Annotated in this window: 13 protein-coding genes; 8 read left to right on the plus strand and 5 right to left on the minus strand. The window is 71.6% G+C overall.

Going from position 1 to position 14,879, the window contains the following annotated elements:
- Nucleotides 1-646 precede the first annotated feature (646 nt).
- Nucleotides 647-1,759: a replication protein RepA gene (locus ACXJ1Y_RS05620; protein ID WP_463849134.1), complete on the plus strand. Its 1,113-nt coding sequence runs from the start codon at nucleotides 647-649 to the stop codon at nucleotides 1,757-1,759.
- Nucleotides 1,760-1,842: 83 nt separating this feature from the next.
- Nucleotides 1,843-2,331, plus strand: coding sequence for a hypothetical protein (locus ACXJ1Y_RS05625; protein WP_463849135.1), 489 nt, complete (start codon nucleotides 1,843-1,845; stop codon nucleotides 2,329-2,331).
- 64 nt (nucleotides 2,332-2,395) lie between these two features.
- On the opposite strand, the gene gspG is transcribed toward ACXJ1Y_RS05625, so the two are convergent.
- Entirely contained in the window at nucleotides 2,396-2,827 is a 432-nt protein-coding gene (gene gspG, locus ACXJ1Y_RS05630) for a type II secretion system major pseudopilin GspG (protein WP_463849136.1), read from the minus strand.
- 196 nt (nucleotides 2,828-3,023) lie between these two features.
- Between gspG and ACXJ1Y_RS05635 the strand changes: the two genes are divergently transcribed.
- Nucleotides 3,024-3,800, plus strand: coding sequence for a hypothetical protein (locus ACXJ1Y_RS05635; RefSeq protein ID WP_463849137.1), 777 nt, complete (start codon nucleotides 3,024-3,026; stop codon nucleotides 3,798-3,800).
- 5 nt (nucleotides 3,801-3,805) lie between these two features.
- Entirely contained in the window at nucleotides 3,806-4,255 is a 450-nt protein-coding gene (locus ACXJ1Y_RS05640; protein WP_463849138.1) for a prepilin peptidase, read from the plus strand.
- 91 nt (nucleotides 4,256-4,346) lie between these two features.
- Here the strand turns inward: ACXJ1Y_RS05640 and ACXJ1Y_RS05645 are convergent, their stop codons facing one another.
- Nucleotides 4,347-5,561, minus strand: a complete 1,215-nt coding sequence (locus ACXJ1Y_RS05645; RefSeq protein WP_463849139.1) for a type II secretion system F family protein — start codon at nucleotides 5,559-5,561, stop codon at nucleotides 4,347-4,349.
- Nucleotides 5,561-7,342, minus strand: a complete 1,782-nt coding sequence (locus ACXJ1Y_RS05650) for a GspE/PulE family protein (protein ID WP_463849140.1) — start codon at nucleotides 7,340-7,342, stop codon at nucleotides 5,561-5,563. The genes ACXJ1Y_RS05645 and ACXJ1Y_RS05650 overlap by 1 nt, the downstream gene beginning before the upstream one ends.
- Before the next feature lie 172 nt (nucleotides 7,343-7,514).
- Here ACXJ1Y_RS05650 and ACXJ1Y_RS05655 point away from each other — a divergent pair, with 172 nt between their 5' ends.
- The 4 genes from ACXJ1Y_RS05655 to ACXJ1Y_RS05670 all read left to right on the plus strand — a co-directional run bounded on the left by ACXJ1Y_RS05655 (nucleotide 7,515) and on the right by ACXJ1Y_RS05670 (nucleotide 10,861).
- Nucleotides 7,515-8,594, plus strand: a complete 1,080-nt coding sequence (locus tag ACXJ1Y_RS05655) for a hypothetical protein (RefSeq protein WP_463849141.1) — start codon at nucleotides 7,515-7,517, stop codon at nucleotides 8,592-8,594.
- Nucleotides 8,591-9,121: a hypothetical protein gene (locus ACXJ1Y_RS05660; protein WP_463849142.1), complete on the plus strand. Its 531-nt coding sequence runs from the start codon at nucleotides 8,591-8,593 to the stop codon at nucleotides 9,119-9,121. The genes ACXJ1Y_RS05655 and ACXJ1Y_RS05660 overlap by 4 nt, the downstream gene beginning before the upstream one ends.
- Complete coding sequence (locus ACXJ1Y_RS05665; RefSeq protein ID WP_463849143.1) at nucleotides 9,118-9,618, plus strand: hypothetical protein; 501 nt, start codon at nucleotides 9,118-9,120, stop codon at nucleotides 9,616-9,618. Before ACXJ1Y_RS05660 ends, ACXJ1Y_RS05665 begins: the two co-directional genes overlap by 4 nt.
- A 97-nt stretch (nucleotides 9,619-9,715) precedes the next feature.
- The gene (locus ACXJ1Y_RS05670) at nucleotides 9,716-10,861 is read left to right on the plus strand and encodes a glycosyltransferase family 2 protein (RefSeq protein ID WP_463849144.1); all 1,146 of its coding nucleotides are present in this window, start codon (nucleotides 9,716-9,718) and stop codon (nucleotides 10,859-10,861) included.
- Here the strand turns inward: ACXJ1Y_RS05670 and ACXJ1Y_RS05675 are convergent.
- Complete coding sequence (locus ACXJ1Y_RS05675) at nucleotides 10,845-12,068, minus strand: glycosyltransferase family 61 protein (protein WP_463849145.1); 1,224 nt, start codon at nucleotides 12,066-12,068, stop codon at nucleotides 10,845-10,847. The genes ACXJ1Y_RS05670 and ACXJ1Y_RS05675 overlap by 17 nt on opposite strands.
- Before the next feature lie 174 nt (nucleotides 12,069-12,242).
- The gene (gene gspD, locus ACXJ1Y_RS05680) at nucleotides 12,243-14,624 is read right to left on the minus strand and encodes a type II secretion system secretin GspD (RefSeq protein ID WP_463849146.1); all 2,382 of its coding nucleotides are present in this window, start codon (nucleotides 14,622-14,624) and stop codon (nucleotides 12,243-12,245) included.
- Nucleotides 14,625-14,879 lie beyond the last annotated feature (255 nt).

Raw genomic sequence — 14,879 nt, forward strand, 5'->3', positions numbered from 1 at the left:
GGCGGGCTCCTTCGAACCATGCCTGGAGGAATGAGCCTTGGGTGAAGCCTTCGCCTCGGGTTTCGTCAAGTCGGAGCTTGCTCGGGTCGTCTCACGCGCCCCGTTCTGTGGACGAAACGGGGTTATTCCCTTCAAAACATGTTCATTCCTTCCGATCTTTCCGTCCGGTTTGGCGAACGATCCTCGCGCGCATTAGGAAAACTATCAAACCATCTTTATCAGAGAGTCTGTTCAGCAGGTTATATGCCCGTGCCGTTCCTCCTGTCCGACCAAGGGGTTGAGGCCCATTCCGGTATCCGACTCTGCGCGGATACGTATGGAACTCTGCGCGGATGCGTATGGGAGTCTGCGCCCGGCCGGCGCCCTAGCGCATGGGATTCTGCGTGGCCGCGTATGCAATTCGGCGTCGATCGGCAGGGAAGGGTGTGAAGTTCGGGGACAAGGGGGCGTATCGAACTCTGCGTGAGCCTCGGAACGATGCGCCCCCGCTCCGCACCCGCGCGGGGCAAGCGTGCTGGGGAAGCGTGGCGGGGGAAACGTGGATTGCCGGGACAAGTCCGCCGCGGTCACGCCCCGCGCCCGCGAATCGTGCCATGTCCTACCGGTGGTCCGTCCGATGCGGGCCGGGGTTCGAGCACGGGACGCAATGGGGATCGAGGCAATGGTCGCGGAGATCCGCGATCCCGACCTCCTGGCCGAGCTGGAGGCCGCCCGGGGCGGCTTCCTGTTCGCGCCGATCGTCGCCCACCTGCACCACCGGCAGCGGGAGCGCGACGCGACGCGCGCGGCGCAGGGCGAGGAGGAGGCCCGCCGGGCCGACCTGTCCCGCGACCAGCGGCGGCGGGACGCGGTGCGCCTCGTCATCGAGAACGAGCCCGCCCTGCCGGAGAACCTCCAGCATATCCATTCGGTGCTGGCCCTGTGCGGCCTGCCCTATCGCGATCCCGGGGCGGTGCGGGAATTCTCCCGGACCTACGGGCGCAACTCGCTGAACCTCATCGCCGGCCGGCTCAAGGACCCCGCGACGGGCGCCTTCGAGCCCCAGGGCCTGCCCTACGGGCCGAAGGCGCGGCTGATGCTCCTGCACCTCTGCACGGAGGCCGTGCGCCAGCGCAGCGCCGTGGTGCAGGTGGCCGACACCCTCTCGGGCTTCATGCGCGAGATGGGCTTCGCCGTGACCGGGGGCGAGCGCGGCACGATCCGCCAGTTCAAGGAGCAATTGAACCGGCTGGCCGCCTGCACCATGCAGATCGGCCTGTGGGACGGGCGCGACAGCGCCACCACCCTCAACGTGCCGCCCTTCCGCAGCCTCGAACTCTGGCGCCCCCGCGCGGGAGAGGGGGACGAGGTGCAGGATGGCGGGCGCACCGTCCGCTTCGACCAGGAATTCTACGAGACCCTGATCCGCCACGCCCTGCCCGTCGACATGCGGGCGGCGAAGGCGTTCTCCGGCTCGGCGCGCAAGCTCGACCTGCTGTTCTGGCTCGGCTACCGCCTGCGGGCGCTGCCCCGGCCCCTGCGGCTCACCTGGAGCAACCTGCACCAGCAGTTCGGGGCGGAGAACGCCTCGATCCGCAGCTTCCGGCAGGGGTTCAAGGCCGACCTCGCCCACCTGCAGGAGGTGTTCCCCAAACTGCCGGCGAGCCTCGATGAGAACGGGCTCGTTCTCTCCCCCGCCGACGAGACCGCCCTGCTCGTTCCCCCCCGGAAGGGAACGAAACGGAAGATCGCAGAGAAGACGATGGAAGAGATGGAATAAGGGCAGGGAACGAGGATTATTCCGTTGCGTAGGGGCAGTCTATTCCGTTATTCCGTGCAGGGAATTGACGCGGTGGGAACGGAATGGGCCTCTCGGAACACGAGGCGGAAGAGCGGCTGGCGCAGCTGAGGCGGCAGCGGGAAACCCTCGACCGCGAGATCGCCGACCTCGTCCTCTACCTCGAACTCGGCCGGCGGCTGAATGCCGGGATCCCGCGGCCCGCCCCCGGGCCTGCCCCGGAGCCCGTCGAGGAGAGGGAAGCCCCCGCCCCGCCGACCCGCGTCCGCCGACCCGCCGCGCCCGAGCCCGTCGCCTTCGCCGAGGATCCCACCGGCGCCCGCCGCTACGGCCGCGCCCTCGTCGAAGCCGCCTGCGCCGTCATCCACGAGGCCGGGCAGCCCCTCCATGCGCGGGAGATCCACGATGCCCTGATCGCGCGGGGCTTCGCCATTCCGGGTCGCGATCCCGTGGCGGCCCTCAACACCCGGCTGTGGAAGCGCTCGGGCGAGGGCGGGCCCCTCCGGCGGCACGGGGAGGCCGTGTATGGGTTGGCTGGCGGCGGGGACACATAAAAAAACAAAGAGCCCAGGGGCCTTGCCCCTGGACCCCACCAAAGGACGCGTCCTTTGGGATCCCTCAGTTGCTGGCGACGTCGGCGCTCTCGCCCGAACCGCCGATCTTGCCGTCGCTGCCCAGCGAATAGACCTCGTAAGGCGACGCGCCGAGGCCCGGTGAGCGGTAGAGGTAGGGGTGGCCCCACGGGTCCACCAGGCCGCGCGCGTCGCGCACATACGGGCCGCGCCAGCCGGGGCCGGTCGGCTGCACCAGCGCCTGGAGGCCCTGGTCGGAGCTCGGGTAGCCGCCGAGGTCGAGGTAATACAGCTCCACCGCCTGCGCGATGTTCTTCACCTGGATGCGCGCCGTCTCGCCCTTGGCCCGGCCGAGATAACCCAGCACCTGCGGCGTCACCATCGTCGCGATCATGCCGATGATCGCCAGCACCACCAGCAATTCCACCAGCGAGAAGCCCGCCTCCCCGGCCTCCGCGCGGCCCATGGTCCCGTTCATCTCCCGGCTCCGACAATCACGACGTCTATAGGCAGGCATGATGGCGGGGCTTTCTAAAGATTTCGCTGGCGCGAGAGTGGTCGATCGGTGGTTTTCGCGGCAGGTTCCGTCGCCGGTTTTCACCTTTGTTAACGCCGTCCTGCGACAAAACCATCGCACTCCCGGAGGGACGGGCCCGCGAGGGCCGGCAGAGACGATGAGCGGTTTGCGCGCGAGCCTTGTTCTTCCCATCGGCGCGGGCCTCATGCTCGGCCTCCTGGGCGCGAGCCCGGCGCTGGCGGAGCCGCTGACCCTCGCCCTGCCGGGTCCGCTGCCGCCGGTGCGGGTGCTCACCCTGCTGGTGGGGCTGCATCTCGTCGGCCTGTGCTTCGGCCTCGGCGGGGCGACGATGCTCGATTTCTGGATCCTGCGCTGGATGCGCTGGGGCGGGCTGCCGCCGGAGATCGCGCGGATCTTCCTGTTCGTTAGCAAGGTCTGCACGGTGGGCATCGTGCTGCTGTGGCTGTCGGGGCTCGGCTTCCTCGCGGTCTACGCGGCGGAATCCCCGGAGAAGCTGCAGAACCCGAAGCTCTGGGCGAAGATCACCGTCGTGGTGGTGCTCACCCTGAACGGGCTCATCATCCACAGCGCGGTCCTGCCCGGCATCCTGCGCGATGTCGGCCGCCCGATGCTCGACGGCATCTCGGGGGCGCGCACCGGCATCTTCCTCGTCTCCGGCGCGGTTTCGGGGGTGTCGTGGTACACCGCCTTCGTGCTGGGGCTGATGCGCGAATTGAACAACGTCGTCGCCTACGGGACGCTGATCGGCCTCTGGCTCACGGGCGTGGCGGCGGGCTCCGTCGGCGCCTACACCCTCTGGCTGCACCTGCGCGAATGGAGCGCCCTGCGCCGGGGCGGGGCGGCTCCGGCCGCGTCCCGCCCCGCGCGCATCCCGGCGAGCCAGTTCGTGCGGGTCGGCGCCGCCCGAGCCTGAGGCCCGTGCCCCCCGCCGACCTCCTCCTCGCCCTCGCTCCGTTGCCTCTCACCCTGCCGATCGCCTGGATCGACCTGCGGCGGCGGATCATCCCGGACGGGCTGAACCTCGCGCTGCTCGCCGCCGGGCTCGGGCTCGCGGCCTGGCAGGACCCGGATTCCGTGCTCCTGCGCGCCGGGGAAGCGGCGGTCGCTTTCGGCCTGTTCTGGGGGGTGAGGGCGCTCCATGCCCGCCTGCGCGGCCGGATCGGGCTGGGGCTCGGGGACGTGAAGTTCCTCGCCGCCGCCACGGCCTGGACGGGCCTCGCCGGTCTCCCCTTCGTCCTCCTGGTGGCGAGCCTGTCGGCGCTCGTGGTGGTGGTGCTCGCCCGCCTCGACGCGACGACGCGCCTGCCCTTCGGGCCGTTCCTGGCGCTAGGCCTGCACGCGGCGCTGCTCCTCACGCCAGTGGCGTGAGGGCGAATAGCGAATAGGGAGTAGCGAATAGGGGCCTGACATGAGGCGGCCCGCACCGCGCTTCACCGCCCCATCTACTCCCTATTCGCTCCTACTGCGCGAGCTGCCCGACGCTCAGGATCGCCCCCATCACCGACACGATCAGCCCGCCGATCAACCCGCCGATGGCGACGGTGACGAGGGGCGTGAACAGGGCGAGCATCCCGTCGATGCGCTGGCGGGTCTGGGTCTCGTGCATCTCGGCGGCGTGGCCGAGCACGCTGCCGAGGCGGTTCACCTGCTCGCCGCTGGCGATGAGGTTGAGGGTGGAGGGGGCGTAGGGGCGCAGGCGTCCGAGGCCGGAGGCGAGGCTGCCGCCCTCCACGAGGCGCTGCCCGGCCTCGTCGAGGGCGAGGCGGAAGACGCGGTTGCCGGCGAGCGGCTTGGTGGCGGCCACGGCATCGGGCACCGGCACCTGCGCCTGCAGGAGGGTGGCCAGCACCCGGCAGATCCGCCCAAGTTCGATGCCGATCACGACCTCGCGCACCAGGGGCAGGCGCAGGGCCAGCGCCGAGCGGGCGGCGGCGAAGCCGGGCCGGCGCCAGCTCCGCGCCACCAGGGCGAGGGCGGCGGCGAGCCCGCCGAGGAGCACGGGCCACCACGCGGAGACGAAATCCCCCAGCGCCCCGGCGGCGCGGATGGCGAAGGGCGGCTCCTGCCCGCTGCCCTCGAACATCGGGGCGAGCGCGGGCACCAGCACGCCGACGATCATCGCGACGGTGCCGATCGCCATCAGCACCAGCAGGCCGGGATAGATCATCGCGGAGGCGAGGTGGCGGCGCACCGCGTCGCGGCGGGCGATGGAGGCGGTGAGCGAGGCGATGACGTCGGTGAGGGTGCCGGTGGCCTCCCCCGCCCGGACGATGTCGACCATGTCCTGCGGGAAGGCCTGCGGATGCGCGCCCATGGCCCGCGACAGGGAGGCGCCGCCGACGACCCGCTCCAGCAGGTCGGTGAGGATGGGGCGCAGGGCCTTGGAGGCCTGCCGCTCGGTGAGCCGGAGCGCCCGGTCGACGGTGAGGCCGGCGCCGAGCAGGGTGCCGAATTCCCGCAGGAAGGCGACGCGGGCGGCATCGTTCACCCGGTCGCGGCCGAACAGGTCGCGCTTCCAGAAGGCGTCCGGCCCGGCGGCGGCGGGTTCGATGGCGAACACGCGCAGCCCCTCGCCCTGCAAGAGCGCCACGGCCCGCTGGCGGGTCTCGGCTTCCACCTTGCCGGCGCGGGTGCGCCCGTCGGCGGCGTAGGCCCTGTAGGCGAAATGGCCCATCAGGCGATCCCCTCGAGGACGCGGCCGACCTCGTCGAGGCTGGTGCGTCCGGCCATCGCCAGCGCCCGCCCGCTCTGCGCGAGGGAGGTCATGCCGCCGGCCTGGGCGTGGGCGGCGAGGGCCCGTTCCCCGGCGCGCTCGGCGATCATCCCGCGCAAGTCCCCGTCGAGGAGCATCACCTCGGACACGACCATCCGGCCCCGGTAGCCGGTGCCGTTGCAGGCGGGGCAGCCGCAGGGGCGGCGCAGGGTCAGGGGGCTGCCGGGGGGCAGCCCCAGCGCGATCCGGTCCCGCTCCGTGCCGGGCACGGGCTCGGCGCAGTCGTCGCAGAGGCGGCGCACGAGGCGCTGGGCGACGACACCGTTCAGGGTCGCGGCGATGAGATAGGGCTCGACGCCCATGTCCATCAGCCGGGTCACGGCGGCGGCGGCCGAGTTGGTGTGCAGCGTCGAGACCACGAGATGGCCGGTCAGCGACGCCTGCACGGCGATCCGCGCGGTCTCGCCGTCGCGGATCTCGCCGACCATGACCACGTCCGGGTCCTGGCGCAGGATGGAGCGGAGCGCGGCGGCGAAGTCGAGGCCGATGCCGGGATGGGCCTGCACTTGGTTCACGCCGGCCATCCGGTATTCCACCGGGTCCTCGACGGTGACGACCTTGAGATGCGGTCCGTTGAGGCGCTTCAGGGCGGCGTAGAGGGTGGTGGTCTTGCCCGAGCCGGTCGGGCCGGTGACGAGGACGAGGCCGTTCGGCCGGTTCGTCATGGCCTCGATCCGCGCGATGGCCGGGGCGTCGAAGCCGAGATCGGAGAAATCCTCCACCCGGCGGGAGCCGTCGAGGACGCGCAGCACCACGCTCTCCCCATGGGCGGTGGGCAGGGTCGAGACGCGGATATCGACCTCCTGGCCCCGGTCGGGGGCCTTCATGCGCCCGTCCTGGGGCAGGCGCCGCTCGGCGATGTTGAGCCCGGCCTGGATCTTGATGCGGGTGGTCAACGCGAGCTGCACGGATTTCGCGAGCCGCTCGGCTTCGATGAGCACGCCATCGACCCGGTAGCGCACCCGCATGTCGGCCTCCTCGGCCTCCAGGTGGATGTCCGAGGCCGAGAGTTCGAAGGCCTTGCGCACGAGGCGGGCGGCCAGCCGCACGATGGGCGCTTGGCTCGCCACGTCCTGCAGGCGGGCGAGGTCGTCGTCGACGGCGCCGTCCTCCTCCGGCGCGGCATCGCCGTAGACGGCCCGGTGCGCCCGCTCGAATCCGCCGGGGCCGAGGAGGCGCCGCTCCACCGGCCGGTCGGCGAGGTGTTCGAGCGCCGGGACGGTCTCGGGGTCGAAGGGATCGACCACGGCCACGGTGAGCCCGTCCGGCCCGGCGGCGACGGGCAGGATCCGGGCGCGGGCACAGTATTCGGCGCCGATCGCCTCCGGCAGGACGGGGGCGGGCGGGATCTCCTCGGGGTCGAGGATCGGCAGGCCCGTCGCCTCCGACAGGGCGGTGACGAGGGTCGCCTCGTGGATCAGCCCGAGTTCCACCAGCAGCACCGGCAGGGCGCGCCGGCCCGGCAGGTCGAGGGCGGCGAGCGCCCGCTCGTGCCCGGCCGCGTCCAGCGCCTCGCGCTCGGCGAGGAAGGCGATGAAGTCGCGCGCCGCGTCGCGGGCCCCGCGCCGGTCGCCGCGCCGGTCGGGCACCGCCCGCAGCGGGCGGCTCTTGGCGGCCCAGATGTTCAGCATCGCCCGGTCGTCCCGTAAGGGCTGGGAGGAGGCCCCGATGGTCCCATCCATCCCCCTCATCCCGAGGTGCCCGCCCCGGCGGGCCTCGAAGGATGAGGATCGGGATGGGATGGATGTCGCGGCGATCCCCACGCGGTGGAATCAGGTTTCGTCACTACAACCTTAAGCGGTTAGCAATACCGGAGGCTTAACGAAGGCTCATGCGATGAACCGGAGCCTGACCGTGAGCGCCCCATCCGCCGTTCCGTCCGCGTTCCGCCACTGGCTGGCCGGGGCGGCGCGGCTGCGGCCGATCCTCGATGCGGCGGTGCACCTGTCGGGCTTCGCGGAGCCCCGGGCCGACCGCCTGCCCGCCGCCCTCACCGTGCGCCTCGGCGCGCCGGGGGACGCGGCGGTGACGGTGATCGACCGCCGCGAGGGCGTGGCGCGGACCTACCGGTTCGAGGCCGGGGCGGCGGACCTGTCCGAGCGCATCGCGGCGGTCGCGGGCGGGCGCGGGGGAATGCGGGCCAAGGTGCTCCTCGACCCCGCCGCCTGCTTCATCCGCTGCCTCGACGTGCCGAGCGCCGCCCTGCCGCGGATGCGCGCGCTGCTGGCGGAGGAGCTGGAGGCCGCCACCCCGTTCCGGGCGGCGAGCGTCTACAGCGACTGGTTCGTGGAGGGCGAGGACGTCGCCGCGCGCGCCCTGCGGGTGCGGCACGTGGTGGTCAAGCGGGCGCGGCTCGATCCGGTGCTCGACGCCCTCGCCGCCGCCGGGCTGCCGGTCGGGCCGGTGGCGGTGGGCCGCGCGGAGGACCAGACCCTGCCGGTCGATCTCCTGAGCCACGGGCACCGGGCCCTGCCGGCCCTGCTCGGCGGCGCGGGCAGGGGCGACGCCGCCCTGTGGCTCGGGGCGGGGCTGCTCCTCGCGGTCGCCGTCTGGGGCTGGCGGGCGCAGCAGGACGCGACGCTCGCCGCCCTCGACGAGGGGTTCGCCGCCGCCCGCCACGCGATCGTGGGTGTGGCGCCGCCGGTCCAGGCGGGTCTCTCGACCATCCTCGCCACCCGCGCCCCACCGCTCGCCCGCACCTGGGACGCCCTGGCCGCCGCCCTGCCGGACGGGGCCTCGGCGGTGAGCCTCCGTCTCGACGGGACGGGGGCGCTCGTCACCCTCTCGGCGCGGGACGAGGCGGGGGCACTCGCCGCCCTCGGCCGGGTGCCGGGTTTCGGGCCGCCGGTCCTGCAGGGCGCGGAGGACGAGGCAGGGGGCACGCGGCGAATGACCGTGCGCCTGCCCCGCGCCGACCGGGGGGGCCGCCCGTGACGCTTCTGCCGGATCTCGCCCTGCGGCCGCTGCTGGTGCGGCTCGCCGGATGCGGGCTGCTCCTCGCCCTCGGGGCGGGGGCGGTCTCGTCCTCCCTCGACGCCTCGTCCGCCCTCGAGACCGCCCGCGACCGCCTGGACCGGGCGCGGGAGCGGGCGTCCCGGCCCGAATCCGTCCCGCCGCTGGTCGCGGCGGACGGGGAGGCGCTGCTCGCCGCCTTCCGCGCCCGGCTCGACGCCCTGGCGGCGGATAGGGCGGTGGTGATCGACGCGGCGACCCTCGATCCCGATCCCGCCCGCCCGGACCTGCCGCGCCTGCGCGGGATGCTGCGCGGCACGGCCGAGGGCCTGCACGGGCTGGTTTTCGCGCTGGAGACCGGCGCGCCCCTCGTCGCCCTGGAGGAGGCCGACCTCGGCATCGAGCGCCCGGCCGACGGGGAGATCGGCCGCCCGACGCTCATGCGCCTCACCCTCGTCACGCGCGGCGTGGTCGCGTCGCCCGCGCCCTCGCCCCGGAGGACACCGTGACGGCCCTCATTCGGATGCTCGCCGCCAGCGGCTGGGGATCGCGCAGCGCCTGCGCCCTGGCCGGTCTCGCGGCGCTGGCCGCCTTCGCGATGCCGGCGGAGGAGATCCCGGCCGTGACCCGCGCGGCCTCCATCGCCCCCGCCCAGGCCGAGGGCTCGGCGGTTCGCCGGCCGCTCTTCGACCCCGAGCGCCGCCCCTGGACGGCGCAGGGCAGCCGCGACCTGATCCTGCGGCCCGACCCGGCGGCGCCGGTCCTGGTGCTGCGCGGGCTGCGCCTCGACGGCGGCCGGGCGAGCGCCTTCATCGACGACGGCAGCGGCGCCCAGGGCTGGCTCGCGGCGGGCGAGGGCAGGGGCGACTGGCGCGTCGCGGACATCCACGCGGACCGCGTCTCCGTGGTCCAGCGCGGGCGACGCTACGAGGCCGCGTTCCTCGGCCGCCCGGCGACCCTGCGCCCGGCCCCGTTCGCGGATGCCCCGCCCGCCCTGAGGCCATAGAGAGGACGAGCCTGCGCGTGACTTGACGCGGCGAGCAAGATCCGTTTGGCAACATGAAATGCAATGCGATACGACATCGTCGTCATCGGAAGTGTACGTGCTCGTGCTGGACGATCTTTACAAGTATAACATACTGGAAGTTGCGCGGGATGACCGCGCGGCCAAGCCGGACCAGCGCCCGGACGTCATCGATGAACGCTATGATGGGCTGGTCGACCATACCGCGCCCTGGTCCGAGTGGAAGCGCGCCAACTTCGCGATGCTGCGCCGGATCCAGCCGAGCAAGACGGCGGCGGTCGTCGCGACGGTGCGGAACGAGGGCATCTACCTCGTCGAATGGATCGCCCATTGCCGGGCGATCGGGTTCGAGCGCATCTTCCTTTACACGAACGACAACACGGATGGATCGAGCGGCCTCCTGCAGCTCCTGCACCGGCAGGGCGTCATCCGGCTGATCGAAAACCGATTCGTGCCCGGCCTTCATCCGCAGATAAAGGCCTTCGAACATTCCCTGCACTTCCTGCACGAGTTGAGGGACTACGAATGGGTCGCCTATCTCGACGCTGACGAATTTCTCATCCCGCACGCCGATGCGGGCCATACGGTCGGCGGATTGATCGCGGCGCTGCGTGAGAGATATCCCGCTCAGACCCCCCTGGCGATCTGCCTGAATTGGTTCTGGATGCCTTCCGATGGGATCATCGAACGGCAGGCCGGGCTCATCCACGAGATCTTCCGGTCCGGTTTCTTCCACTCACATGTGAAATCGATCGTTCATCTGGCGAGCGTCAGCACCATGTGGGCCGTCCATATCCCGGATCCTGCCAGGAACTGGTGCGTGAATGGCAATCTCGATCCCATCTACATGGGCGGTGTCGATACCGATCCCAGATTCCACTATGCGCGGATCAACCACTATTATAATAAATCCTTCGAAGAGTACGCCTTCAAGATCGAGCGTTCCAAGGCCGGCGGGCCTTCTTTCGCCGGTAAGTCATACGAGACGTTCTTCCTGATGGACCGTGCGCCTAGAATCGTCTCGTGGCCCATTCCGGAAGGTATCTCCCTGCGGACGAAGGCGGAGATCGGGGTCCTGATGGACCTGCCGGGCATCGGCGAGGCCGTCGCCGAGGTGGAGCGATGCTTCCGCGCGCGCAGCCGGGCGATTTTCGTGGAGGGAGTGGACGCCGCGTATCGACAGGCGCGCGAGATCTTCGACGGCGCGATCACCGCCGGAGCGTGAGCGGTGCGCGATCTCGCTCGGTCGTGAGGCGCTTCAGCATGGCCGCCAGCGCCTGGGGATCGACGGAGAAGGATTTCTGGTGGAGGGGGCGCGGGTCGTCCGCGTCGGGCACGCCGAACAGCGCGTGGTAGGGCTGGCCGCAGGCGGCCGCCGCGTCCCAGAAGAAGGGCTCGGCCCAGCCGCTCGGCGCGAGGCAGAGGAGCGGCGTGCCGGGCGGGCTGAACACCGTGTTCGTCATGCCGGCCCCCATGATGCCCGCGACGATTCCCGCCCCCGCGAAGGCCGCGATCTGCTCCCGCAGCGACAGGTCGTCCGTCACGATCTCCTCGAAGCCGTGGTCGCGCAGGACCGGGGCGAGGTCCGCGAAGTTGCTCAGGCGGCGGGGCCACCGCTCCCCGCGGTTCACGAACAGGCGCCGCCCCGACGCGGCGGCGGGGGCCGCGCGCTGCCCGAGATCCCGCAGGTAGGCCAGGGCCTGGGGGTTCTTGACGAACGGGTGCTCGGAGCACGGCGTCACGTAGAGGAGGTCGCGCACCCTGAGGGGGATGTCGCGGTCCACGAAGCGGCAGGCGCAGGCCTGCGGCCCGGCGGCCAGGGCCACGCCCTCCTGCCGGATCCGGTCGATCGCCGGGTCGAACGACGAGAACAGGCACAGCGGGGGCCGTTCCGCCTCCGCGAGCACGGCGTAGCGCGGGAAGTCGTCGACGAGCCAATGGCCGTAATTGAACGATCCCACCGAGCCGTAGAAGATCACGTCGGCGCCGCCGCTGTCGAGATCCAGGATGGCGTGGCCCTTCAACTCTTCGGCGACCGCGCCGCCCCGCTCCTGCCTGTCGATGATCCGGAAGGTCTCGTAGAGGGGGATCGTGTCGCCGCCGGCCTCGACGAAGATCATGTTCCGCCAGACGACGGCGCTCCGGATCCGCACCCAATAGGAGGGGCTGGCGCTGGCATGGCTCCGGTTGACGTCCGCGTAATGGGCGCGCAGCGCGGCGATGTCGCCGGGCGACGGCCCGTCGAGGGCCGCCGGCATCGGGCGCTCCACCGCGTGCCGCCCGAAGACGGGCCGCAGGATCTCGAAGGCGGAGCCGGCGAGGGCGGAGAGGGCGTGGATCCGCGCGAAGGCGATGTGCGGATCGTGCCATTCGGCGTGTGTGTAGAGGTGATGGGGGGCGCACGACACGCCCTCGTGACTCGTTCTCCGCATCGCGCGCGGTCGCTCCCGGAACTCCCGCGCGATCCCCGATTCCCCCGAGCGTAATGCGGTGTCGAATGAGGCTTCGCGCAAGAAGAGTTGGCTATAAGGAGCGGGTGGAAGCCCGGTCCATTCCGCACAATACGCGAATTTACGCCCCGGTGGAAGAATGGGCGGGGTCTTCGTCTAGTCCATCATGCGCCGGAGCACGCCCTCGGTGCCGGGCAGCGGCATCGCCATGGGCGGGGGCGGGGGGACCGGGCGCACCGGCATCATCGCCCGGAACTGCTGCCGGAAGTCGTCGGCGATCCTGTCCGCCTCGGCGGTGCCGCGGATGACCTTCGGGCGAATGAAGACGATCAGTTCCGTGCGGACGCGGATGTCCGAACGGTTGCGGAAGGCGGTGCCGATGAGGGGCAGGTCGCCGAGGATCGGCAGACTCTCGTTCGAGAGCTGCGACTTCTCCTGCACGAGGCCGCCGAGCGCCAGGGTGTGGCCGTCGTTCACCGCCACGCTGGTCGCCACCCGCCGCTGGCGGATGGTCGGCGAGTTGATGGTCGAGGTGGTGGTTGGCACCACGTCGCTGACCTCCTGGTTGATGTCGAGCACCACGAGGCCGTTCTTGTTCACCCGCGGCGTCACCGAGAGGATGACGCCCGTGTCCTTCAGTTCGATCTGGTTCAGGATCGGCGCGCCGGCGGCGAGCGCGCTCTGGCCGCTCTGCCTCACGATCGGCACCTGGTCGCCGATCTGGAGCTTCGCCGTGCGGTTGTCGAGCACGGTGATGTTCGGCGAGGACAGGACATGCACCGTGGTGATGCCCTGCAGGGCGTTCAGCACCACGTTGAAGTTCGAGCCGCTCATCAGATAGTTGAAGCCGGGGATGCCCCGCGTCGCGGCGCTGATCAGCGCGGCGGTGCCGCTGACGGCGGTGCCGGTGCCGGTGACGGGCACGGCGGATTCCGCGAGGCCCGCCGAGGCGTTGGAGGCGAGGTTCAGCCGGTCGCCCCGGTTCTGCAGGAACCATTGCACGCCGAACTGCAACTGGTCGTTCAGCGTCACCTCGGCGATGACGGTCTCCAGCAGCACCTGCGTCGGCATCGCGTCGAGGCGCCCGAGGATGCGCAGGATCTTGTCGTACTGGTTGCGGGTCGCGGAGACGACGAGGCTGTTGTTGGTCTCGTCGGCGACGATGCCGATCATGTCCCGGCGCGGCAGGCCGGCGGCCATCCCGCCCCCCGCCATCCCGTAGCCGCCCCCGGCCTCGGCCCCGTAGCCGCTCGCGAAGCCCGAGGCGAAGCCGGCCCCGCCCGGCGCCCCGCCCCCGAATCCGGCCGGCTGCGCCCCGGCGCCCTGGCCGAACCCGCCGCCGCCGCCGAGCGGCGCCGTGGCGGCGAGGCTTCCCGCCCCGCCCGACACCCCACCCGAGGGGCCGCCGGAGAACCCGGCCTGCGCACCGGACCCGGTTGCGGGATCGCCGCCGAAGCCGGAGGTGCCGAGTCCGGCCCCGATCCCCGATCCGTCCGCGCCGAAGCCCGCCCCGCCGGCGGCGGCACCGAGGCCACCCGCGCCGAACCCGGCGCCGGAGGAGACGTTCACGCTGGTGCCGGTCTCGGCGGCGACGACGCTCTGGAGCACGGCGGCGAGTTCCTTCGCCGAGCGGTTCTGGATCCGGTAGACGAAGAGCTGCCGCTCCCGGTCGGCGGCGAGGGATTCCAGTTCGCCGAGCCAGATCCGGGCGCGGTCGAGATAGGCCGCCCGCGACGTGACCACGAGCACCGCGCTGAGGGCCTCGTTCGGCACGAAGCGGATGACGTCGCCGGTCCCGGCGGTCTCGCCGCCGAAGATCTGGGTGAGGTCGCGGGCGATGGCCCGGGGATTGGAGCTGCGCACCGGCAGCATCGCCGTCGACATGCCGCGCATCCAGTCGACGTCGAAAACCGCGATGGTCTGGCGCAGGGTCCGGATCTGGCCGGCATCCCCGGTGAGGATCAGGACGTTGCGCGCCCGGTCGGCCCGCAGCACCACCTCGCGCGGGGCGACGGCGGCCAGGATCGCCTGCATCTCGGCGGCCGAGATCCAGCGCAGGGGCACCACCACGGCGCCGGCCTCGGCGCCGACGCCGCGCACCGGCTGCAGGGAGCCCGCCCCCGCCGCCACGATCTGCGCCATGCGGCCCCGGCGCCTGAGGGCGAGGCCCCGGCTCGACAGGGCGCCCTCGAACAGCGCGAGCAGGGCGGCGCGGCTCACCGGCCCGCCGGTCTGGAGGGTGATCGGCCCGCCGGCCTCCGCGTCCAGGGTGTAGCCCCAGCCGAGGGTGTCGGTGAGCACCGCCTTGGCCGCCACGGGCAGGGGCACGTCCACGAGGTCGAGGCTCACCATCCCGGCGGGGAGGGAGTCCGGCGCGGCGCTCTCGCTGCCGACGAGCCGGTCGTTGCCCCGGACCACGATCCCGGAAGTCCCGCGCAGCCCGGCCCCGGGGATGTCCGACAGGGGTTCGGCGGCCGGCGCTGCGGTGGCCGCGGCGCACAGGAGTGCCGCGCCGATCATCTGTGCGCGACCCTTCATACGACCTACGGTCCCCGCTTCGGCTCTGCGTTCCGGGGACAGGAATAGGATTTCGTGGTTAATAAATCGCTTATTTACAACTTACGATCATTTCTAACACCCGATAAGCTCCTAAAACCACAGAGCAAGTCAAAATTGAGCGGACACTGAGCGACCGATCACACTGTTTGGAGTTGCATCACCTCTCAATCGAAGATGCAATCTCGGGTTACATCAGAACAACAGTCCATCTCCCCGCGACCCACCCTTGACGCG

The sequence above is a fragment of the Methylobacterium sp. TK26 genome (assembly GCF_055361565.1).

Bases quoted from the DNA above. Each gene is read 5' to 3' on its own strand.
- ACXJ1Y_RS05620 (WP_463849134.1), top strand. From the start codon at position 647: ATGGGGATCGAGGCAATGGTCGCGGAGATCCGCGATCCCGACCTCCTG.
- gspG (WP_463849136.1), bottom strand. From the start codon at position 2,827: ATGAACGGGACCATGGGCCGCGCGGAGGCCGGGGAGGCGGGCTTCTCG.
- gspD (WP_463849146.1), bottom strand. From the start codon at position 14,624: ATGAAGGGTCGCGCACAGATGATCGGCGCGGCACTCCTGTGCGCCGCG.
- ACXJ1Y_RS05635 (WP_463849137.1), top strand. From the start codon at position 3,024: ATGAGCGGTTTGCGCGCGAGCCTTGTTCTTCCCATCGGCGCGGGCCTC.
- ACXJ1Y_RS05625 (WP_463849135.1), top strand. From the start codon at position 1,843: ATGGGCCTCTCGGAACACGAGGCGGAAGAGCGGCTGGCGCAGCTGAGG.
- ACXJ1Y_RS05645 (WP_463849139.1), bottom strand. From the start codon at position 5,561: ATGGGCCATTTCGCCTACAGGGCCTACGCCGCCGACGGGCGCACCCGC.
- ACXJ1Y_RS05650 (WP_463849140.1), bottom strand. From the start codon at position 7,342: ATGGATGGGACCATCGGGGCCTCCTCCCAGCCCTTACGGGACGACCGG.
- ACXJ1Y_RS05675 (WP_463849145.1), bottom strand. From the start codon at position 12,068: ATGCGGAGAACGAGTCACGAGGGCGTGTCGTGCGCCCCCCATCACCTC.